Genomic DNA, 19,604 nt, shown 5'->3' with positions numbered 1-19,604 from the left:
TCAGCGGTCCGCAGCAATATAGATCAACGCCGACCGTAACGCCGACGTGTAGATCCTCCGGCCTTTGCAACCTTCTGCCTGCGCCAGGATTGCCCGATCAGCGCCATTGCCGGCGCATGGGCGGCAGTCATGCAGCGTGACATCGTGGTCATCGGCGGCTCGTTCGGGAGCACGGCCGTTCTCAAGCATATCCTGGGCAGCCTTCCTCCGGACCTGCCGGCGGCGATCCTCGTCGCCACGCATATCTCGTCCCGCAGCGTCAGCCATCTGCCGGAAGCACTGAAGCGGGCGACGGCCCTCCCCGTCCACCAAGCGGTCGACGGCCAACCCGTGGAGCCAGGCCGGGTCTATATCGCGCCGCCGGACCGGCACCTGCTGCTCCTGAACGGCACCATCCTATTGGGCACTGGACCACGGGAGAACATGGCCCGGCCCGCCATCGACCCGTTGTTCCGATCCGCCGCCCTGGCTTATGGACCAAGGGTTGTCGGGCTGATCCTCACGGGCCTCCTCAATGACGGCGCCGCCGGGCTGCACGCGATCAAGGCCGTGGGCGGCGTTGCCATGGTCCAGCATCCCCTGGATGCCGAAGCCGATGGCATGCCACGCGCAGCTCTCGAAGCCGTCGAGGTCGACCACGTCGGACGCGTGGCCGAGCTGCCGCGCCTGCTCACGGCGATGGTCGGCACCGACGCCGCTCCCGCCGTGCCCGCCTCGCCGGAGCTGGAACTGGAGGTCGCGATCGCCGCGGGGCAGCGGCTCGGGTCCGACCAGCTTCGGAAGATCGGCGAGCCGACCGCCCTGACCTGCCCGCATTGCCAGGGCGTGCTCTCGGAGATCAAAGGAAGCGGCCCGCTGCGCTATCGCTGCCAGATCGGGGATGCCTTCACCGCGGAGGCGGCGATGGCCGCCAAGGACACCACGGTCAGCGACGCCGTCCGCATCGCCATGCGTCTGATGGAGGAGCGCACCGAGCTGGTGACGCGCATGGCCCGGGATGCCCGGGACGGCGGGCGGACAGCCGTGGCGGAACTTTATGAGGCGCGGGCCGTGGAATATGCCGGCTATGCGGATACCTTGCGCCGCGCGGCCACGCTGGAGCTGCGCGCCGCCCGCGGGGCAGAGCCGGAAGCGTCTTAAAGCCCTCCCGCTTCGCATGTAAGCTGCACCAGGATCCAAGGAGCGAGCGTCTTGAACGATCAGGAGCGCGCCGTCGGCTTTTCCGAAGCCAAACCCAGCCTCGTCGCGGTTGTCGGGGTGGGCGTCGCGGCCTCCGACTTCCAGTCGCTGGTGCAGCTTCTCGCGTCCCTGCCCAGGATCACCGGCGCCGCCCTCGTCATCGTTTCCGAATCCAAGGACGCGATCGACACCGAGGCGCTGCGGAAGGCGCTCAACAGCGATGGCAGACCGCCCGCGGTGACGGCGGAGGATGGCGAGCCGCTGGAACCGGACCGCGTCTACGTGGCGCCGATCGGCACGATGACCAGCTTCGAGGGCGGGCGGCTACGCGTGCGCCCGCCCGAGCAGCAGGCCGGCCATCGGGGAACCATCGACACTTTCCTGATCTCGCTCGCCGAACAGCAGGGGGAGGCCGCGGTCGGCATCATCCTGGCCGGGGTGACCGATGCCGGCAGCCTCGGGATCGCGCATCTGAAAGCCTGCGGAGGCCTGGCCCTGGCCGAGGCGCCGAGGGAGCCTGCGGCCGGACAAGGTCAGCCTGCCGGTGCGGCGGGGATGGCCGATATGAGCCTGCCGCTCGCCGAATTCCCCGAGCGCCTCACCACCCTGATCGCCCATCTGCGGGAGCTGGACGAAAGGTCCGACGCCGCCAGCATCCTGCGGGACGGCGAAAGCCGGCTGCCCGCGATCGCCACCATCCTGCGCAATCTGACCGGACATGATTTTCACGGCTACAAGGCGAATACCTTCCTGCGCCGCATTCAGCGCCGGATGCATGTGCTGCGGATCAGGGAATTGGATGCTTACGTGGAGCGGTTGCGGGCCGAGCCCGAAGAGACGCAGAACCTGTTCCAGGACCTGCTGATCGGGGTCACGCAGTTCTTCCGCGACCCGGCCGAGTTCGACCTGCTGCGGCAGCGTGTCATCCCCGAATTGCTTAAGGGCAAGAGGGCGGGCGATACGCTGCGCGTCTGGGTGCTGGGCTGCGCGACGGGCGAGGAAGCCTATTCGCTGGCGATCCTCATCCGCGAAGCGCTGGGACACCTCGACTCGCCGCCGCATGTGCAGATCTTCGCCACGGACATCGACGCCCGCGCGCTGTCGGTGGCGCGGACCGGCCGCTACCAGCAGAGCATCGAGAAGGATCTTACGCCGGAGCGGCTGGCGCGCTGGTTCGTCAAGGAAGGCGGCACCTATGCCATCCATAAGGACCTGCGGGAGATGTGCATCTTCTCGGCGCACAACGTCATCAAGGACGCACCCTTCTCCCGCATCGACCTGGTGTCCTGCCGCAACCTGCTGATCTACCTGAACGGCGACCTGCAGGACCGCGTCATTCCACTGTTCCATTTCTCGTTGCGGCCGGGTGGCTATCTCTTCCTCGGCCCTTCCGAGAACGTCACCCGCCACACGAAGCTGTTCCAGCCTGCGGACCGGAAGCATCGCATCTTCCGCCGGCAGGAAACCACCATGCGGGTGCTGCCGGAATTCCCGCTCAGCGCGCGATCGGACGCCCTGCGCACCACAATCGATGCGGCGGCTCCGCAGCGCCTGGCGCCGAGTGGCACACTGGGCAAGCGCGCCGAGCGTCTGGTGGAACGCTATGCACCCGCCTATGTGATCACCGACGAGGACCTGATGGTCCTCAACTTCTCCGGCCGCACGGGCCCCTTTCTGGATCCGAGCAACGGGGCGGCGAACCTGAACCTGCTGAACCTCGTGCATCGCGACCTCCGCCTCGACCTGCGCGCGGCGCTGCACAAGACGGCGACGGAGCGCAAACCCATGCGCGTCCTGCCGCTGCGCATGGGCATGGATGGTGAGGCCCGTCGGGTCGGCCTGACCGTGGAGCCGTTGACGGAGAGCCCACAGGACCCGCTGCATTTCGTCGTGCTGTTCCACGACTACGGCCCCGATCACGCTGCAGATCGTGAAGATGCCCCGCGCGATCCGGCGGTGCTGCGCGATGAGCTTGTGCAGCGGTTGGAAGCGGAGCTGCGTCTCACCAAGGAGCGGCTGCAGACCACGATCGAGGAGCTGGAAAGCACCAACGAGGAACTGAAATCCTCCAATGAGGAATACCAGTCGATCAACGAGGAGCTGCAAAGCGCCAACGAGGAGCTGGAGACCTCGAAGGAGGAGCTGCAGTCGGTCAATGAGGAGCTGCAGACGGTCAATGGCGAGCTGGCGCACCGCGTCGGCGAGCTGGCACGGACCAATAGCGACCTGAAGAACCTGCTCGAATCGACGCAGATCGCGACCCTCTTCCTCGACAATGATTTGCGGGTGAAGAACTTCACGCCGAGCATGTCGGAGGTGTTCCATCTGATCGAAAGCGATTTGGGCCGCCCGATCACTCATATCGCCGCGCGCGTGCCCTATCCGGATATGGCGGAGGACCTCCACCGCGTGCTCCGGACACTGACGACGATCGAGCGTGAGATCGGGGCGCCCGGCGGCAGGCACTACCTGGTCCGGGTGCTGCCCTATCGCAGCGTCGACAATTTCATCGCCGGCGCAGTGCTGACCTTCCTCGACATCACGGCCACGGCGCGTGCCCAGGCTGCGCTGCTCGCGGCCGAGCAGCGCGCGCGCCTCGCGACCCTGGCCGCCCGGCTCGCGACCTGGGAGATGGACGTCGGGACCGGGCGCTTCACCCATTCGGACGGGTTCGACAAGGCGTTCCGGTTCCCGCCGTTCCCAACGCTCACCACCCTGGTCGCGGCCGCCCATGCAGAGGACCGGGAAACGCTGGCGGGGGCCTTCGAACGGGCCAAGGCAGGCGACATGCTGGATGCCGAGGTCCGCATGCTGGTCGCCGGCGGTGAGGTCTGGGTTCGCATCACCGGCGCACGCTCGGAGGGACACCTCATGGGCGTGCTTCAGGACGTGGACGACCGGCGGAAGGCGGAGGCACAGCAGGCCCTGCTGGTCTCCGAGCTGCAGCACCGCGTGAAGAACATCCTCGCGGTCGTGCGCTCCATCACGGCTCGGTCGGTCGAGAGCTCAGAATCCCTCCCTGAATTCAGTGCGCGCTTCTTCGGCAGGATCGACGCGCTGGCTCGCGCCCAGGGGCTGCTCGCCAACCGCGGGGCGGAGGGCCTGACCCTGCACGAGCTGATGCGGGATGAGCTGATGGCCATTCCCGGCCATGAGGATGGCCAGGTCGAGATCGACGGGCCTGCCATCCTGTTGAAGGACAAGGCGGCCGAGGCCCTGGCGCTCGCGATCCATGAACTGGCGACGAATGCCGTGAAGTACGGGGCACTGTCGAATGGGAAAGGGCGGCTCGCCATCCGCTGGCAGATCGTGAACAGCGGCGGCGGTGAGCGGCTGGTCCTCGAATGGCAGGAGCACGGTATGCGGCTGCCGGCGAAGCAGCCGGCGCGGTCAGGCTTCGGCCGGAGCCTCATCGAACGCGGCCTCACCTACGACCTCGCGGCCGTCACATCCTTGGAATTTCCTCCGGGTGGCGCCCGCTGCCGGGTGGAACTGCCGCTCAGCCAGCATGTGCTCGCGCTCAATCCGAACCGCGGCTGACAGCGCCCGCGCAGGAGATTGCCGATGACCGCTGCCGATGCACCGTTGGGAGGCCGCACCGTCCTCATCGTCGAGGATCAGTATTTGATCGCCGAGGAATTGCGGGCCATCGTCGAGCGTCTGGGCGGCAGCGTCATCGGCCCGCTGCCACGAGTACCCGCGGCCTTGACGACGCTCGAGGCGACTTTTCCGGATCTGGCGCTGCTGGATGTGAACGTGAACGGCCAGCCGATCTACGAGGTCGCCGCCGTGCTGCGATCCCGCGGCACCCCCTTCGCGTTGGTGACGGGCTACGACCGGAGTGCCATAGCCCCCGAATTTCGCGACGTGCCCTATATCGAGAAGCCGGTCGCGGAATCCGCGATCATCAATCTTCTCAGCCAATGGGGGCGTCGCTAAAAGGAGGTGCCGGCTTGTTCAGAAGCCGGCGCCGCCTGATCGGGCACCGTTGCCGGCGCAGCGTGACCGAAGAACGGTGGCTCAGTCCGCCCTCGATCCGCGACGTCTTCTCCCGCGCGACCCGCTGTCAGGCACCGCGGCGACTGATGCGCTGCCGGGCTTCGGTGTCAGCGGGTGTTGCGGAAGTTGAATTCCGGCCGGGCCCGCAGGTTCTCCGCCGTCGCACCCGGCAACACCCAGCGCTCCCGCTCGGCATTCCAGCGCAGCTCGGTGAACGGCACCGCGACATCCTTGCTGCCGATGCCGAGGAAGCCGCCGACGGACAGAACGGCCGTCATCTGGCCGCCCTGCGGCGCCAGCAGCAGATCGCGCACGCTGCCGATGCTGTCGTTGCCGTCATTGTAGACGTTGGAGCCGATCAGCGCGCTGGCGCGCTGCCCTTCGAGGCCCTGGCTTGCGGGTGCGGAAGCCGCGCGCGGCGCCCCCGGGCTGGTGGCTTCCGGCGAGGGCCGCACCGGCGCCGGCGTGCTGCTGCCGGGCTCGGTGGGGGGCATCGGCGTCGGGCGCGCGCCCGGATTGGCGGGTTGGCCCTGAGCGAGGATGCTGCCCGGCAGCAGCATGGCGCCGGCAGCGAAGGCGAAGCTGGCAAGGACATGGCGTCGCATGGGAGGTCCTCCGCGAGGGTGCCCGTCCGGCTAGCCCGGATGGGCTGTCTCACAAACGTCCGGGCTCGGCCGGAGTTCACGGCAGCGGGGGTCACGGCGCCGTTGGGCTTGCCTCCACCGTCGCTCGGCGCAGCCAGAAGGCATGGGCGTCCCAGAGCGGGAACTCACGCGTGCCATTGCGCAGCAATGCGAAGCCATGCCGCTCCGCGATGTCGGGCAGATCGGCCCGGTCCTCCTCGATCCCGCGATAGCTGAAATTCAGGATCACCAGGCTGCCGCCCGGCCGCAGCAGCCGGCCGGCATCGCGGACATGGCGGTCCGCGAGCGCGCGGCCAGCCTGGAGGAGATAGGGGAAGACGTCGACCGCCAGCACCAGATCAAAGCCGGCCGCCTCCAGCCCCTCCAGATCATGGCCGGAGGTCAGCGCGAAATCGAGGCCGGGCGTGTCCTGGCAGCGCGCCCGCGCCGCGTCGATCATGCCGGGCGAAACGTCGAGGCCGAGCACGCGGCTGGCATGCGGCGCCAAGGCCTTGGCAATGCGGCCGATGCCGCAGCCGAGATCCAGGATGCGCGGCCGGCATTCCAGCAGCCCCAGGCCGCGCAACCACGCGACGACCTCGCCGGTCGCGGCATCGAGCAGCGCCGGGTCGCCGAGGGAATAGGCGGCGACGCTCGCCTCCGGGCTCACTTGCACCAGGCGATCGAACATGGCGCGGTTCGCCATAACGGCGGCCTCCGGCGAAGGCTCGGCGCCATGCGCGGCGCCGCTTCGCACCATGGCCTCCAATCGCCGTAGGCCGGCGCGCCGCTGCCGTGCAACCGCCAGCAGCGGCGCCAGCCGCCCCTCCGCCTCCAGCGCGGCGATGATCGCCTCCACAGGCAGGCCGGTCAGCGCAAGGCGCATCAGCGCGACCGGCGCCGATATTCCGCCCGCCACGAAATCCTCGACGGCGCGCTGCGCCGTATCCGGCCATCCGGTCCGGCCCGGCGTCATAGGAAGGGATGGCCGCGGCGCCAGGGCGCGATGCCGAAAGCCACCGCAAGTGAAGCCGCCACGTCAGCGAAGCCGTCGCGTGTGCCGAGCGGTGCGGCGCGGCCGCCATGCAGCACCAGCAGCGGCACCTCCTCCCGCGTGTGATCGGTGCCGTGATGGGTCGGATCATTGCCGTGATCGGCAGTGATGATGACGACGTCATCGGCGCGGCACTGCGGCAGCAGGGTGCCGAGCCAGGCATCGAGTTCCGCCAGCGCCGCGGCATAGCCGGCAACGTCGCGCCGGTGGCCGTAGAGCGTGTCGAAATCGACCAGGTTGGTGAAGACCAGGCCGGCCTCCGCCTGTCGCCACAGCGCTTCGGTCACCCGCATCCCTTCGGCATTGCTGCCGGTCGGGTGCGCGTCGGTGATGCCCTGCCCGGCAAAGAGGTCGGCGACCTTGCCGACGGCTTGCACCGCGATGCCGGCTTCGCTGATCGCATCCAGCACCGTGGGCGGCGGCCGCATCGAGAAATCATGCCGCCGTTCCGTGCGGGTGAAGGCACCGGGGGTGCCGATGAAGGGCCGGGCGATCACCCGGCCGATGCGCCAGGCATCGGCGTGGCGGCGGGCCGCTTCGCAGACCGCGTAGAGCCGCTCGATCGGGATGACCGCCTCATGCGCCGCGATCTGCAGGACAGAGTCGGCCGAGGTGTAGAGGATCGGTTCCCCGGTCCGCATGTGCTGCTCGCCGAGCTCGTCGATGATCCGGGTGCCGCTGGCTGGACGGTTGCCGAGGAAGCGCAGGCCGGTCTCGTCCTCGATCGCCTGCATGAGCGGGTCGGGAAAGCGTTCGAATACCGCGAAGGGCTGCTCCAGCACGATGCCGGCGATCTCCCAATGGCCGGTGGTGCTGTCCTTCCCGGTGGAGCGTTCGCGCATGCGCCCATAGCTGGCGCGCGGCGCATCCTTCCCGTCCTCGCCGAGGATGCGGCCGAGACCGAGCGACCAGAGGGTCGGCAGGCGGAGGCCGGTGCGCGCGATGATATGGCCGAGCGTATCCGCACCTTCATCCCCGTAATCCGCCGCATCCGGCGCGGCACCGACGCCGACGCTGTCCAGCACGAGGAGGAGGCAGCGCGTCATGATCCCACTCCCGCCGGCGGCCGAAGGGTCCGGCGGAAGGTCGGCTCGTCCTCCGCGCCCCAGAAATACTTGTAGCGTTCCTGCCCGCGCAGGAAATCGAGGGCGGCGAAGCCTTCGCTCACGGCTTGCTCGATGGCGTGGCCGACCAGCAGCATGCCTGGGCTGAGCCGGTCGAGCGTGGGATCGAAGCCGCTGATATAGAGATAGACCCGCCGCGCCGGACGCTGCGGCGGATCGATGAGGGCGTAGAGCACGGCCACGATCGCGTCATCCAGATGCAGCGCCTGGAGGCGCAGCAGGCCGGCCCGCAGGAGCTCCGGCAGAGCCGCCCGGTGCGCCGCCTGGACCGCTGGCGCAGCCAGAACCCCGGCTTTCCCCCGCCTTTCCCATTGCGCGGTGTGCAGGCGCAGCAGGGCGTCGAAGACGGTGTCGAGATCCCGCGCGCCCGCATCCTCCCAGCGGAGAGCACCGGCTTCTGCCGCCCGCCTGCGGGCAGTGCGGAGGTCGCGCAGCGTCTTGCGGGACACCACGGCACCCAAGGTGTCCAGGTCCGGCGGCAACGGCGTGGCGGGGCAGATGTCGCCCGACTCGACCTGCGACATCCAATCCGCCGGCGCCGCTTCCAGCAGCGTCGCGTCGGGCCGGAGCTGCGGCCATTCCGCGATGTCGAAGCGGTCGGCCAGCGCCGCAAGCTGCCGGAACCCGGTCGCCATGACAGCGGCTTCGCTGCCGGGACTGGCGAGCGCGTCCAGATAATCGGTCGTCCCGATGCCCAGCGGAAACAGGTGACGCCTACCGTCATCGGCGGCGTAGACATAGAACGGCAGCAGCCCCACCAGGGCACCATGCGCCCGCAAGGCGAGCGTCAGAAGCTCCCCTTCTCCGATGTGCCGCCACCAGGGGATCAGCCAGGCCGGCGACTGAAACGGCGTCGCCCCGGTGGATCGGAGCCAGAGCCGCTCCCATTCCGGCCGCAGCGCTTCCAAGCCGGCGGTCTGCGTGACCAGGGCGACATCGAGCGCGGCATCAGGCGACGACAGCATGCATCTGCCTCCGTCCGACGAGCCGCGCATAGAGGTCGAGATAGGCGGCCGCCATAGTGGCCGCGGAGAAGCGCGTGCGCGCGGCCGCGCGGCAGGCCTCCGGATCGATCCGGTGCACCATCCGGATCGCCTCCGCCATCTCCTGCACATCCTGGACCAGGTAGCCGGTCACCCCGTGCTCGACGATCTCCGGCAGCGCGCCGGATGGGAAGGCGACCACCGGCGTGCCGCAGGCCAGCGCCTCCATGGCGACGAGGGAGCTGGTCTCCGGTGCGATGCTCGCCGAGATCAGGCAGCGCGCGGCGTTGAGCAGCCGGCGTTTGCGTGCGAAGCCGACAGGCCCGAGAAAGCGGTGCGGCCCGTGCGCGAGCAGCGGCAGCACGGCTTGCCGCCAATACCGTTCATGCTCCGCATAGGCGAAGACCTGGCCGCCGAGCAGCACCGTCATCCCGGCGAGGCTGCCGGCTTGCAAGGCCGCGTGCTGGTTCTTCTCGGGGCAGATGCGGCCAAGGCAGAGCGCGAAGCCGCGTCGGGAGACCGGTGTCGGCAGATCCGCCACGGGCACGCCGTTGGGGATTGGCGGCAGCAAGGCGGGGGAAGGCGGGCAGGTCCGGCCCTGCGCCTGCGACACCGGGTGCAGCCAGGTCCCCGGCCGCTGCGGCCGCAAGGCGGCGGGCGGGTACCAGGCTGCCGGCAGATGCAGCGTCACCAGGGTGGGCGGCCCGGGCGGGGGCAAATAGCGATCGAAATCCAGCCCATGCATGTGCACCAGATCGATGCGGCGGCTGTGCAGCAGCCGGGCGATGCTGGCGCGGTAGGTGGCGTGCACCGTGTCGCGATCCTCCTCCGCGATCGCGCCGCGAGGCAGCGGCGTCGCGAGCAGCTCGCCCGCCGCGGCGGAGCCGGCTGCGGCGAGGACGATGGAACGGCCGCCAGACGCTTCCACCGCGCGGTCGAGCTGCGACAGGACCTGCTCCGCGCCGCCGACCGCATCGGGGCCGATCGGGGCGAAGGGATAGGCGACCTGCAGCACCGTGAGGCTCATCGGTTGCCCTCCAGCGCCTGCAAGGCCTCCGCGGCCATCCGGCGGAAGATTCCGCCGGTCATGCCCCAGGGATGATTTTCATAGTGCAGCCGCCCGGGATGCGGCGGCCGCGTGAAGTCGTATCGCGGCGCCGGGCGCAGGGCTTCGACGTCGACCGGAAAGCCCGCCAGCACCCGCGCCTGCGTGGCGAAGCAGGCGATCATCCGCAGCTTGCTCTCCCGCGCCGCGGGTGAGACGGGGAGGCGGACCGGCGCGCATCCGGCCATCGGCAGGAAGCAGCCCGTCTCCATCCCTTGCGGCCCTGCGTAGTAGCCGGCCATCTCCAGCAGCGTCGGCCGCGGGGCATCCGTCAGACGCAGCGCGGCGTGCACGGCGAAGGCGGTCGCGTCATGATCGGGATGACCACCTTCATAGGCATGGGTGATGAGCGCCGCCGGACGCCGCGCGGCGATGAGTGCCGCGAGTTGCCGCGTGAGATCCGCGAGCCGCAGCGTTGCCTGCTGATCCGGGATGCCGCATGCCAGCGCGCGATCGGCTGCGATCCCGGCGACGGCGATCGCTTCCAGCAGCTCTCGCCGGCGCGCGGCGGCATAGGATTCGACGTCGGCGAAGCCATGCATTGCCGCGTCACGCCCGTCGCGCGGCGCGCCATCCGTCGCATGCAGCAGCGTGATGTCGCGGAACCGCGATAGCTGAGCACCGATGCCGATGACCTCGTCATCCGGATGCGCGGCGACGAGCAGCGCGGGGAGGTCGACCGGTGCCTCTCCGTCGGCGAGCAGCGCGAGCAAAGGCTCCGCCGCCACCATCCTCAGTCCGCGCCTATCCGGGAGGCGCCGCCTGCGCCCTGTGCCGGGATCTGGTCGGAGCGCCGGGCCGCCGCATGCGTGAGCGAGGTCTGCTGCAAGGCCCGGAACGGCACCAGTACGGGCGCTTCGGCCGGGCGGGCGCCGAGCAGCGCCACCGCCTCCCGCCAGCCATGCATGGTGCCGACATCGACATAGGTTTCGCCGGCACAAACGCCGTGGGCGCGCCCGCCGCGCGCCAGCCAGGCATTGACCAAGGTGCCGACATACTCGTCGCCGCGGCCGGGCTCCTGCCATAGCGCATGCAGCTCGTGCAGGACATGCCCGGGCATGCGGAAGGCGCCCCAGACCCAATGCGATCGCGCATCCGGCTGCTTCACCTGGATCTCCTGCACCATCCCCGCGCCATCGGTGACGACGGCGTCGAAGAATTCCGGATGCTCGACGGGGAACAGCAGGAAGGAGAGCGCGTGATCCGGCAGCAGGGCGAGGCCGCTTCGGGGAAACCAGATCGTGTCCGGCAGCCCGACCACGACCTGTTCCCCCGGGGCGATGCAAGGGCAGGCGCAGAAGATCGCGTCGCAAAGCCCGGCTGGCTCGGCCTGCACCACATAGGTGATCTGGGCCGACCCGATGCGCGAACCGTAGTAGTTCACGATGTCGCTCTTGCCGGGCGCGATGACGAAGCAGAGCTTGTCGACGCCAGCCGCGATCATGCGCTCGATCAGGTGTTCGCTGACCGCGCGCGGTCGCTCGACGCCGTCCTCCAGGCGGCTGCCGACAGGCAGCAGCTCCTTGGAAAAAGCCAGCGGCTGGATGCGGCTGCCGATTCCGGCGGCCGGGATGATGCCCCACATGGTCAGGCCTCCGTCTGCATCGCGGTTGCCGCGATCGTCCCGAGCGCCGCTTCCAGGTCCTGGGCACGGCGGTCCCCGCTGTGTTCATCGAGGGTGCGTTCGCGCGCGCGGTCGGCGATCCGTCTCAGTTCGGCATCGTCGCACCGGATTGCCATCATGGCGTCGGCGGTGTCGCGGGCGATCAGGATCTCCTGCCCCGGCGTGTAGAAGTCCGACAGGCCGGGCCAGGCATCGCTGAGCAGGGGCGTGCCGCAGGCGGCGGCTTCGAACAGCCGCCCGGATGGGCACCATCCTGCCTCCGCCATGGCGCGCCGCGTGACGTTCAGCGTGATGCGGGAGGATGAGAAGAATGCTGGATGCTGCTGCGGCGGCATATGGCGGACGAAGTGGATGTTCTCCGTCCACGGGAAGTCCGAAGGGTATTGGGCGCCACCGATCAGAAAGCGGTGCTGCGGCAATCGCCGCGCCGGCTCGATCAGGAACGCTTCCAGGGCCGGCTGGCGATCGGCGGCATAGGTGCCGAGATAGGAAAGGTCGGCACGGTACTCCGCCATCGGCGCGACGGGCCGATGGGCCAGCGGATCGACGCTGCCATAGAGCGGCAGGACGTGGTGGGCGCCGAGTTCCTTCCGCAGCCGCTCGAGCGTCGCGCCGCCGGTGAAGCTGAGCACGAGGTCGAAATCGCCGAGGCCTTCGGGCGGGAGATAGGCCGGCCTGTCACCGGTGGCCAGCGCCGCCAGGGTCACCGGCGTATCGAGATCATAGAAGACGCGCGCGGCCCGCGACGCCAGCACCAGGGCAGAGGCCGCGATGCCATCCGGACAATAGGATGTGACCATGGCCACATCCGCCTCCATCACCTCCCGAGCGGCACGAGGCCGCAGGCTCTCCCAGTCCGCGTAGAGGACGATCTCGAGGCCCGGCATCTCCTCCAGGTCGCGGGCACCGGCGTACCAAGAGACGTCGCGTTCGAAGAAGGTGATGCGATGCCCCCGTCGCGTCAGGGCGCGACAGAGGGAGCGCCAGAGCGTGGCATGACCGTTGCCCCAGGAGGAGGTGATGCTGAGGCCGAAGATGACCAGCTTCATGGGCTGCCCCTCTGCCGGCCCGGTCTTTCCAGCAACAGCGGATCAGCCAGATGGGAGGACAGGCCAGGATCATGGTCGAGGAGCATGGCGACGCCCGGTGACATGTTGTTCCTGAACGCGCGAGGAGCCCGCTCGGTTCCCTCGTTCACATGCCCGTCGTGAACCGGCGGCTGTCTGATGCGTTAGCTGCAGAGCGCCCGCGGAGGGAAGGAGCGCCCGCAGACCCGCCACGGTGAAACGCACTCACACCGGGGATTCCATCGGCGTCATACGCATCATGTTTCCCGACGTGCCGCGGTCGGAGCACGAGGTGTTGACGGAGATCGCCTGGGAGGAGTTCTTCGAGCAGTTCGACAAGGCTAACCTCGCCCTGCTCTATGAGAAGGACAGCATGTTCAGCAAGATCATCGGTCGCGACACGCTGGAGCGTCGTCAGCACGGCGACCACGACGCCGCGCGATGATCCGGCCGGCGCGACGCTCAGCCTTTGGCGTAGCGCCGCACCATCGCCGCGCAGAACTCCGCGAACTCCTCCTTCATCAGCGGCGCACTGGTGTGGTGCGGAGCGATGCCGCGATGCTCCGGCGTGAAGCAGAAGGTGACGGTGACGTCGAACTCCTCAAGCGCCTGCATCTGCCGGTCGAACCAGGCCAGCGCGTCGGGGCGGAAGCTGTCGGCCCAGGATAGCCCGGTGCGGAGATAGCGCACGCCGAGTTGCCGCATCCAGGCGACCGCGTCGTCCAACCGATGATCTTCGAAATGGAACCACTGGCAGAGGCCGAGCTCCGGCGTGTGCGCGGCGAAGGCATCGAAGGATGGCTTCGGCGTCCCGTCCTCCCGCAGCAGCCCCATGTAGAAATGGCGGTAATAGGAGGATCCCTCGGCCTCGCGATGCCGCGTTGTCGCTCCCCAGGCGCGCGGCAGATCGCAAAGGCTGTACCAATGGATGCGCGGTGCGCGGCCTTTGAGCAGCTCGGCGGTGCGATCGAGGCCCCAGGCCTGTACCTCCTCGGCCCCGAAGGAGGAGACGCCGACCTCGGAGACCCAGACCGGCAGGTCCGTCACCGCCTGGATCTCACGCAGCTTCGCCGGCCATTCGCCGATCTGCCAGAGATTCCAGTCGAGCGGGAAGCCGTGCACCGCGACCGCGTCCATCTGATCCAGAACACCCTTGCCGGCCATGTTTCGGATGAAGTCGGGATCGATGGGAGAGATGCCGCCGAGCACCCGCGGCAGGGTCGAATGCTCCGCCCGGATCGCTTGCCCTGCCACCTTCGCCATATCGGCGAACAGCCCCCAGCCTGGATCCACCTCCGGATCCCAATGCGACTTGTTGTTGGGTTCGTTCCAGATCATCGCGGCTTCGATCACGGCTCTCTCCCCCTGGCCGGATAGACGGCGCCGGCGCCGTCAGGCGCGTCGACGCGTCGGCAAACATAGACTTCGTCCTCGGCTCGCTCGGTGATGGCGAAGCCGGCACTGCGTAGCATGGCCTCTGCGCAGGCCCGGTTCGGCACCCACCAGTTGGTCGGATCATGCGCATAGCGATGTTCGATGAAATGCAGGCGTGGGAAGCTCGGCCGATCGAAGAGCGCCTCGTCCCAGAATTCGTAGTCTTCCAGCACCGGCTCGACCGTGGATGCGCCGCGCTGCATCGACTGGAAGACCAGCAGGTCGCGGGCCACGTGCTCATGGATCAAATCCAGGGCCAGCAGCGGGTGCCGGAGGTGGTAGAGCACGCCCATGAAGAGCACGAGATCGAAGCGCTCGCCGAGCGCGCCCAGGTCATAGACGGACAGCTTCCGGAACTCGATCCGGGCGCCGCTGACATCCGCGGCGAAGCGGGCCTGCTCCAGATACTCCTCATCCGAGTCGATGCCGAGCACGCGCTCGGCACCGCGGCGCTTCATCTCGATGGAATAGAAGCCGGCATTGCAGCCGATATCGAGCACGCTGAGCCCGGTGAGGTCCTGGGGAATGGCATGCGCGAAGCGGCCCCACTTGATCGCCGGATAGTCGCCGAGGAAATGCTCCGGCGCGGTGCGCACGCCCTGGAGGTCGAGGTTGTGGAACCAGGGGCCGAGCGCTTCCACGCGCTGCTGGATCTCCTCGCGCGACCAGGGTTGGATCCGGTTCATGACAGCAGCGCTCCCTCTCGCTCTCCCGGCGTGCTGGTGGCGGCACCCGGATCGGTGGGCGCGCGTTGCAGCCGCGTCAGGATTGTCAGCAGTTCGTCGACCCTATGGGCACAGCCATGCCGGGCCCGGATCGTCTCCAGCCCGCTGGCGGCGAGCGACTGGCGAAGTGCGGCGTCCTCGCGCAGCGTCCGCAGATGCTGGACCATGCGGGCCTCCGTCCGGGCGACGAGATAATCGCGGCCGGGGCGGAACAGCGTTTCCGAATCCTCCCAGGGCGCGGAGACCAGCGGGATGCCGCAGGCCAGGGCTTCGAATACCCGGATGGTCGGAATGCCCGGCAGCATCGTCACGTAGAAGCGGCGCGGGACATGCACGGTCGCCAAGTGGTGTGCGAAGACCTCCGGCACGCGCGCATTCGGCAGCCAGCCGCGGAACCGCGCGCCATGGCGGTCCAGAGCGAGCCGCGCCGCTTCGGGATAGCGCACGCCATAGATGTCGAGCGGCATGCCGACGGCGTGCGCTGGCTGCAGCAGAAAGCCTTCCAGCTCCGCGCTGCGTTCGTCGTCGCCCCAGTTGCCGATCCAGACCAGGCCATCCCGCCGCCGCTCCCGCGCCGGCGGATGGAACAACCTGGTATCGGCGGCTTCGTGCCAGACGAAGACGCGATCGCCCCAGCCCCAGCGCCGATATACAGCCGCCAGGGTCTCCCCAAAGGCGAGGACACCATCATAGCCGTCGAGGTCGAAGCGGCGGATGGCGTCGGGGTCACTGACCGCGCGGTGATGCGTGTCGTGGAACAGCAGCGTGAAGCGGCCACCCTGCCGCCGCGCCCTGCCGATGCGCGCGACCAACGCCGGTTCGTTCCATTCGTGCACGAGCACCAGGTCGGCGCCGGACAGCGCCGCCCCGATATCCTCCTCCGATGCGATGAGCTGCGACCGCAACTCGGGATAGGCGGCGTAATATGCGCCGAGCCCCGCTTGCCCATGATCGCGCAGCAGGTTCTCCAGGCTCCAGGCCTGCATCGGCTCGCAGGCGAGGACGTCATGGCCCCGCTGCGCCAGCTCACGCAGCATGCCGCGCAGGAAATGCGCGTTGCCGTGGTTCCAGCAGGAGAGGAGGGAATGGGTGAAGTAGACGATCCTCATGCAGCCGCCTCCTCGCTCCGGCCGGTGCGGCGGAGCAGCGATCGGTAGAGCTCGAATGTCGCGGCTGCCATGGCGCTGACGCTGTAGCGACGTGCCCGGCGCTGCGCGGCCAGGCCGAGCCTCGAGCGCATCGGCTTGTCGGCCAGAAGCCGGATGATCGCTGCTGCGGCGGCTTCGTCATCATCGGCCGGGACGAAGAGGGCAGCGTCGTCCCAGAGCTCCCGGAAGGTCGGGATGTCGGACAGCACCAGCGGGCAGCCGGCCTGCGCCGCTTCCAGCACTGCAAGACCGAAGGGCTCATAGCGGGCCAGGGCGGCATAGATCGGCCTGGCCCGCAGCCTCTCCGTCATGGCCCGCGCGTCGAGCGGGCCGAGCGCGATGAGGTGCTTCGGCGCGACTTCGCTGCCCTCCGGGCCGCGCAATGGCCCTGCCGCCAGGACGGGGACCGGCAGGCGGGCGGCGGCGCGATCCAGCGCCAACAGGTTCTTGCCGGGATCCCAAAGCCGACCGGCGGTGAAGACGAAGTCCGGCACCGCCGTCGGCGCGGCCCCGCCTATCCGCGCCGGGCTCCGGCCATTGTGGATCGCGTGCGGCGGCAGCGGCAATGCGTAGGCCTCCGTCGTCGCCCGCGCGAAGGCTTGGCTCGGCGTCACCAGCGCCGTCGCTGTGGCATAGCCGCGCCGGAGCAGATCGGTCCGCCACGCGAAGTCGGGCGGCATCGGACCGTTGCGCACGGCCGCCCACCAGGTCGCGAGGCAGGAGTGGCAGGCACCCACGACCGGTGCGGGAAAGCCGCCCGCCGCCGCCAGGGCGGGGCTGTTCAGATGGACGATATCGGCCCCGGCGGCGCGGGCGGCGGCGGCGATCTCCGCGCCCGCCGCCAGAACCTCCCCATCATGCGCGGCGAGCCAGTCGAGCGGCAGCGCCGTGACCTGCAGCGAGAGGCCCGGGACGGCATCGGCGAGCGCGATCTGGTCGGTGCCGGGCGCCGGGCCGAGAACGGCCAGGGTCGTCGTGACGCCATGCGCGGCAAGGCCTTGCGCCAGGTCCAGCGCGTAGGTCCAGACGCCACCAACCGCGTCCGCGGTCATGAACAGGCGGATGCCACCTTCCCGTCCACGCCGGGCCGTCACGGGACCGCGGCCTCCATCCTCGCTGCCGCCGCTTTGCTGGCCTGCCCGCGCAGCCATTCGGCGAGCGCCGATACGCCCTCACGCCATGGCCGCGGTGCCGGCAGACCGAGCGCCGCCCTTACGCTCCGGGTATCGGAGACGTAGTAGCGCTGGTCGCCCGCACGCCAGTCCCCGTGGCGGGTCTCCACCGGATGGTCGACGAGCGTCCCCATATGCGCCACGAGCTGGCGCAGGCTGATGGCATTCGTGGGACCGCCGCCGAGGTTGAAGCTGCGGCCACGCACCTGGTCGATACGGCGCCAAGCCTCCAGATAGGCGGACACCGCGTCGTGCACGTCCAGCACATCGCGCACCTGGCAGCCGTCGCCATAGATGCTGATCGGCTCCCCGCGCAGGGCACGGATCAGGAAATGCGCCACCCAGCCCTGGTCCTCGGTCCCCATCTGCCGTGGGCCGTAGATGCAGCTCATGCGCAGCACCGTTGTCGGGAAGCCATAGGCGCGGCCGAAATCCAGCACATACTGATCGGCCGCACCTTTCGAGCAGCCATAGGGCGTGTGGAAATCGAGCGGGCGCTCCTCTCCGATGCCGGTGGCGCGGAGCGCGGGATCCTTCGGCAGATAGGCGTCGCCGACGCATTCCAGCGCGATGTCGGCGAGGTCGCCGTAGACCTTGTTGGTGCTGGCGAAGATGAGCGGCACCGGCGCGCCGCGCCGGCGCAGCGCGTCCAGCAGGTTGAAGCTGCCGCCGAGGTTGACCTCGAAATCCAGGCGCGGATCCGAAAGGCTGGTGGTGACCGCGACCTGCGCCGCCAGATGGAAGACCGCCTGCGCCTCGGCCACTGCGGCTGCCAGCGCGCTGGCGTCCCGGATATCGGCGATGCTGGCGGCGATGTGCCGCGGATGGCGTTGCTTCAGCCAATCCAGATTGGCCTCCACCCCCGGCCGCAGCAGCGCATCATAGATGAGGACGTGGTGGCCTTCCTGCGCGAGCCGGTCGGCGAGGTTGGAGCCGATGAAGCCGGCACCGCCGGTGACCAGGACCGGCCGCGCCCCGGCGAGGGGTGGCGCCGCGAGGCCGTTCATGCGACCAGCCCCCGCGCTTCCAGCTCGCTTCGGGCCTGGCCGACACGATCCTTCACCTGCTGGCGCGCCACCCATTCCGCGAGTTCCGCAAGATCGGCGGTGAAGTCCAGGCGTTGCGCGGCATAGCCCAACGCCGTCCGGGCCTTGGTGATATCGGCGATATTGTGCCGGATATCGCCGGTGCGGGCCTTGCCGGTGATGAGTGGTGCAATACCCGGGCGCGCCATGGCCCGCGCCAGATCGGCGGCGACCTCCTGCACCGTGCGATCGACGCCGCTTGCGATGTTGAAGACCTCGCCCGACGCCTTCGGATGCTCCAGCGCGAGCATGAAGGCCCGCGCGACATCCTCCACATGCACGAAGTCGCGGCGTTGCAGGCCATCCTCGAAGATCAGCGGCGGCTGCCCGCCATGCAGCCGCGCCGCGAAGATGGCCAGCACGCCCGTATAGGGGTTGGAAAGCGCCTGGCCCGGACCATACACATTCCATAGCCTGAGCGCGGCGCCCTCCATGCCATAGGCCGGCGCCAGGGTCAGCGTCAGCCGCTCCTGCGTGAATTTCGTGATGGCATAGACCGAGGCGAGGTTCGGCCGCTTCCACTCCGGCGTCGGCAGCGGCACCAGCGGCCGTCGCTGCGCGTCCAGCGGATCCCAGGACGCGCCGGCGCCGCTACGCGGCTGCCGGACCGCGTCCTCGATCAGCGCGCCATCGGCGTCGCGGTAGAGGCCTTCGCCATAGATGCTCATGGAGGATGCGACCACGACGCGCCGCACCGGCTTGGCGATGAGCTGCTGGAACAGTACCGCGGTGCCGTGATCGTTGACGGAGACATACTGGTCCACCGCATACATGCTCTGCCCGACGCCGACCTCGGCGGCGAGGTGCACCACCCTGTCGACCCCAGCGAGCGCCTGTCGCACCAGATCGCCGTCCCGCACATCGCCCCGGATCACTTCGACATCCGGGTCCAGGCCGTCCTGTCCGCGGTCGCCGTGCACCTGCGCGATGAAGCTGTCGAGCACGCGCACATGATGGCCTTTCTTGAGCAGGGCATGCGCGAGGTGGCGGCCGATGAAGCCGGCGCCGCCGGTGATCAGGATGGTGTCCGTCACGCCAGGTCTCCCCTTCGAACAATCGACAGGGCAGGCCAACCGGCCGCGACGGCAGGCGCGTGCCGTGCCGATGCCCGCCGCGGCGCCGGCGGCTGTCCAGGGCATCAACGTTCGAACGCGAAAAAGTCGCACTCACATTGAGTTGTGGCGAATCATGGCAATTCCGTGCAGCCGCCTACGAGGAATGAACGTTCCCGCTTTCGAGATCGGTGGACCCGAAGGTGCGCATCGATCGCCAGCCAACGAGC

At 69.1% G+C, this 19,604-nt stretch carries 18 protein-coding genes; 4 read left to right on the top strand and 14 right to left on the bottom strand.

Going from position 1 to position 19,604, the window contains the following annotated elements; genetic code table 11:
* Positions 1-129: 129 nt before the first annotated feature.
* From GXW71_RS14340 to GXW71_RS14330, 3 genes are read left to right on the top strand one after another with little or no spacing between them, the layout of a single operon-like run.
* Positions 130-1,140, top strand: coding sequence for a chemotaxis protein CheB (locus GXW71_RS14340; protein WP_211853205.1), 1,011 nt, complete (start codon positions 130-132; stop codon positions 1,138-1,140).
* A gap of 51 nt (positions 1,141-1,191) precedes the next feature.
* Positions 1,192-4,719: a CheR family methyltransferase gene (locus GXW71_RS14335; RefSeq protein WP_211853204.1), complete on the top strand. Its 3,528-nt coding sequence runs from the start codon at positions 1,192-1,194 to the stop codon at positions 4,717-4,719.
* 24 nt (positions 4,720-4,743) lie between these two features.
* On the top strand, positions 4,744-5,118 hold the full coding sequence (locus GXW71_RS14330) for a response regulator (protein ID WP_211853203.1): 375 nt from the start codon (positions 4,744-4,746) through the stop codon (positions 5,116-5,118).
* 167 nt (positions 5,119-5,285) lie between these two features.
* On the opposite strand, the gene GXW71_RS14325 is transcribed toward GXW71_RS14330, so the two are convergent.
* The 8 genes from GXW71_RS14325 to GXW71_RS14290 form a co-directional block, all read right to left on the bottom strand.
* Entirely contained in the window at positions 5,286-5,783 is a 498-nt protein-coding gene (locus GXW71_RS14325; protein ID WP_211853202.1) for a PRC-barrel domain-containing protein, read from the bottom strand.
* A gap of 91 nt (positions 5,784-5,874) precedes the next feature.
* The gene (locus GXW71_RS14320; protein ID WP_211853201.1) at positions 5,875-6,777 is read right to left on the bottom strand and encodes a class I SAM-dependent methyltransferase; all 903 of its coding nucleotides are present in this window, start codon (positions 6,775-6,777) and stop codon (positions 5,875-5,877) included.
* Entirely contained in the window at positions 6,774-7,901 is a 1,128-nt protein-coding gene (locus GXW71_RS14315) for a phosphopentomutase (RefSeq protein ID WP_211853200.1), read from the bottom strand. Before GXW71_RS14315 ends, GXW71_RS14320 begins: the two co-directional genes overlap by 4 nt.
* Positions 7,898-8,944 (bottom strand): GNAT family N-acetyltransferase, encoded by a 1,047-nt coding sequence (locus GXW71_RS14310; RefSeq protein ID WP_211853199.1) that lies wholly within the window; start codon positions 8,942-8,944, stop codon positions 7,898-7,900. The genes GXW71_RS14315 and GXW71_RS14310 overlap by 4 nt, the downstream gene beginning before the upstream one ends.
* Complete coding sequence (locus GXW71_RS14305; RefSeq protein ID WP_211853198.1) at positions 8,928-9,989, bottom strand: glycosyltransferase; 1,062 nt, start codon at positions 9,987-9,989, stop codon at positions 8,928-8,930. Before GXW71_RS14305 ends, GXW71_RS14310 begins: the two co-directional genes overlap by 17 nt.
* On the bottom strand, positions 9,986-10,798 hold the full coding sequence (locus GXW71_RS14300) for a PIG-L deacetylase family protein (protein ID WP_211853197.1): 813 nt from the start codon (positions 10,796-10,798) through the stop codon (positions 9,986-9,988). The genes GXW71_RS14305 and GXW71_RS14300 overlap by 4 nt, the downstream gene beginning before the upstream one ends.
* Positions 10,799-10,800: 2 nt before the next feature.
* Positions 10,801-11,652, bottom strand: a complete 852-nt coding sequence (locus tag GXW71_RS14295; protein ID WP_211853196.1) for a sugar phosphate nucleotidyltransferase — start codon at positions 11,650-11,652, stop codon at positions 10,801-10,803.
* A gap of 2 nt (positions 11,653-11,654) precedes the next feature.
* The gene (locus tag GXW71_RS14290; RefSeq protein WP_211853195.1) at positions 11,655-12,740 is read right to left on the bottom strand and encodes a CgeB family protein; all 1,086 of its coding nucleotides are present in this window, start codon (positions 12,738-12,740) and stop codon (positions 11,655-11,657) included.
* A gap of 232 nt (positions 12,741-12,972) precedes the next feature.
* Here GXW71_RS14290 and GXW71_RS14285 point away from each other — a divergent pair, with 232 nt between their 5' ends.
* A complete protein-coding gene (locus GXW71_RS14285; protein WP_211853194.1) occupies positions 12,973-13,203 on the top strand; it encodes a hypothetical protein in 231 nt (76 codons plus the stop codon).
* A 17-nt stretch (positions 13,204-13,220) separates the two neighbouring features.
* On the opposite strand, the gene GXW71_RS14280 is transcribed toward GXW71_RS14285, so the two are convergent.
* Genes GXW71_RS14280 through GXW71_RS14255 form a run of 6 tightly spaced genes read right to left on the bottom strand, consistent with a single transcriptional unit; the run spans position 13,221 to position 19,356 of the window.
* A complete protein-coding gene (locus GXW71_RS14280; protein WP_211853193.1) occupies positions 13,221-14,111 on the bottom strand; it encodes a glycoside hydrolase 5 family protein in 891 nt (296 codons plus the stop codon).
* Positions 14,108-14,878: a TIGR04290 family methyltransferase gene (locus GXW71_RS14275; protein ID WP_211853192.1), complete on the bottom strand. Its 771-nt coding sequence runs from the start codon at positions 14,876-14,878 to the stop codon at positions 14,108-14,110. Before GXW71_RS14275 ends, GXW71_RS14280 begins: the two co-directional genes overlap by 4 nt.
* On the bottom strand, positions 14,875-16,026 hold the full coding sequence (locus GXW71_RS14270) for a CgeB family protein (RefSeq protein ID WP_211853191.1): 1,152 nt from the start codon (positions 16,024-16,026) through the stop codon (positions 14,875-14,877). The genes GXW71_RS14275 and GXW71_RS14270 overlap by 4 nt, the downstream gene beginning before the upstream one ends.
* Positions 16,023-17,159: a glycosyltransferase family 4 protein gene (locus GXW71_RS14265; protein WP_367617306.1), complete on the bottom strand. Its 1,137-nt coding sequence runs from the start codon at positions 17,157-17,159 to the stop codon at positions 16,023-16,025. The genes GXW71_RS14270 and GXW71_RS14265 overlap by 4 nt, the downstream gene beginning before the upstream one ends.
* Positions 17,156-18,244 carry an SDR family NAD(P)-dependent oxidoreductase gene (locus GXW71_RS14260; protein ID WP_211853190.1) on the bottom strand — a complete coding sequence of 363 codons (1,089 nt, stop codon included), beginning with the start codon at positions 18,242-18,244 and terminating at the stop codon, positions 17,156-17,158. The genes GXW71_RS14265 and GXW71_RS14260 overlap by 4 nt, the downstream gene beginning before the upstream one ends.
* Entirely contained in the window at positions 18,241-19,356 is a 1,116-nt protein-coding gene (locus GXW71_RS14255) for an NAD-dependent epimerase/dehydratase family protein (protein ID WP_211853189.1), read from the bottom strand. Before GXW71_RS14255 ends, GXW71_RS14260 begins: the two co-directional genes overlap by 4 nt.
* Between the last annotated feature and the right edge of the window lie 248 nt (positions 19,357-19,604).

It is taken from the genome of Plastoroseomonas hellenica (assembly GCF_018129085.1).
In the GTDB taxonomy this organism is placed as follows: domain Bacteria; phylum Pseudomonadota; class Alphaproteobacteria; order Acetobacterales; family Acetobacteraceae; genus Plastoroseomonas; species Plastoroseomonas hellenica.
The sequence above is the reverse complement of the archived record's forward strand: the minus strand, read 5'-3'. Positions and strand labels throughout refer to the sequence as shown.

Excerpts from the sequence above, each read along its gene's own strand:
- GXW71_RS14310 (WP_211853199.1), bottom strand. The coding sequence starts at position 8,944 with ATGCTGTCGTCGCCTGATGCCGCGCTCGATGTCGCCCTGGTCACGCAG.
- GXW71_RS14275 (WP_211853192.1), bottom strand. The coding sequence starts at position 14,878 with ATGAACCGGATCCAACCCTGGTCGCGCGAGGAGATCCAGCAGCGCGTG.
- GXW71_RS14325 (WP_211853202.1), bottom strand. The coding sequence starts at position 5,783 with ATGCGACGCCATGTCCTTGCCAGCTTCGCCTTCGCTGCCGGCGCCATG.
- GXW71_RS14315 (WP_211853200.1), bottom strand. The coding sequence starts at position 7,901 with ATGACGCGCTGCCTCCTCCTCGTGCTGGACAGCGTCGGCGTCGGTGCC.
- GXW71_RS14260 (WP_211853190.1), bottom strand. The coding sequence starts at position 18,244 with ATGAACGGCCTCGCGGCGCCACCCCTCGCCGGGGCGCGGCCGGTCCTG.
- GXW71_RS14330 (WP_211853203.1), top strand. The coding sequence starts at position 4,744 with ATGACCGCTGCCGATGCACCGTTGGGAGGCCGCACCGTCCTCATCGTC.
- GXW71_RS14340 (WP_211853205.1), top strand. The coding sequence starts at position 130 with ATGCAGCGTGACATCGTGGTCATCGGCGGCTCGTTCGGGAGCACGGCC.
- GXW71_RS14305 (WP_211853198.1), bottom strand. The coding sequence starts at position 9,989 with ATGAGCCTCACGGTGCTGCAGGTCGCCTATCCCTTCGCCCCGATCGGC.
- GXW71_RS14290 (WP_211853195.1), bottom strand. The coding sequence starts at position 12,740 with ATGAAGCTGGTCATCTTCGGCCTCAGCATCACCTCCTCCTGGGGCAAC.
- GXW71_RS14270 (WP_211853191.1), bottom strand. The coding sequence starts at position 16,026 with ATGAGGATCGTCTACTTCACCCATTCCCTCCTCTCCTGCTGGAACCAC.
- GXW71_RS14320 (WP_211853201.1), bottom strand. The coding sequence starts at position 6,777 with ATGACGCCGGGCCGGACCGGATGGCCGGATACGGCGCAGCGCGCCGTC.
- GXW71_RS14295 (WP_211853196.1), bottom strand. The coding sequence starts at position 11,652 with ATGTGGGGCATCATCCCGGCCGCCGGAATCGGCAGCCGCATCCAGCCG.
- GXW71_RS14300 (WP_211853197.1), bottom strand. The coding sequence starts at position 10,798 with ATGGTGGCGGCGGAGCCTTTGCTCGCGCTGCTCGCCGACGGAGAGGCA.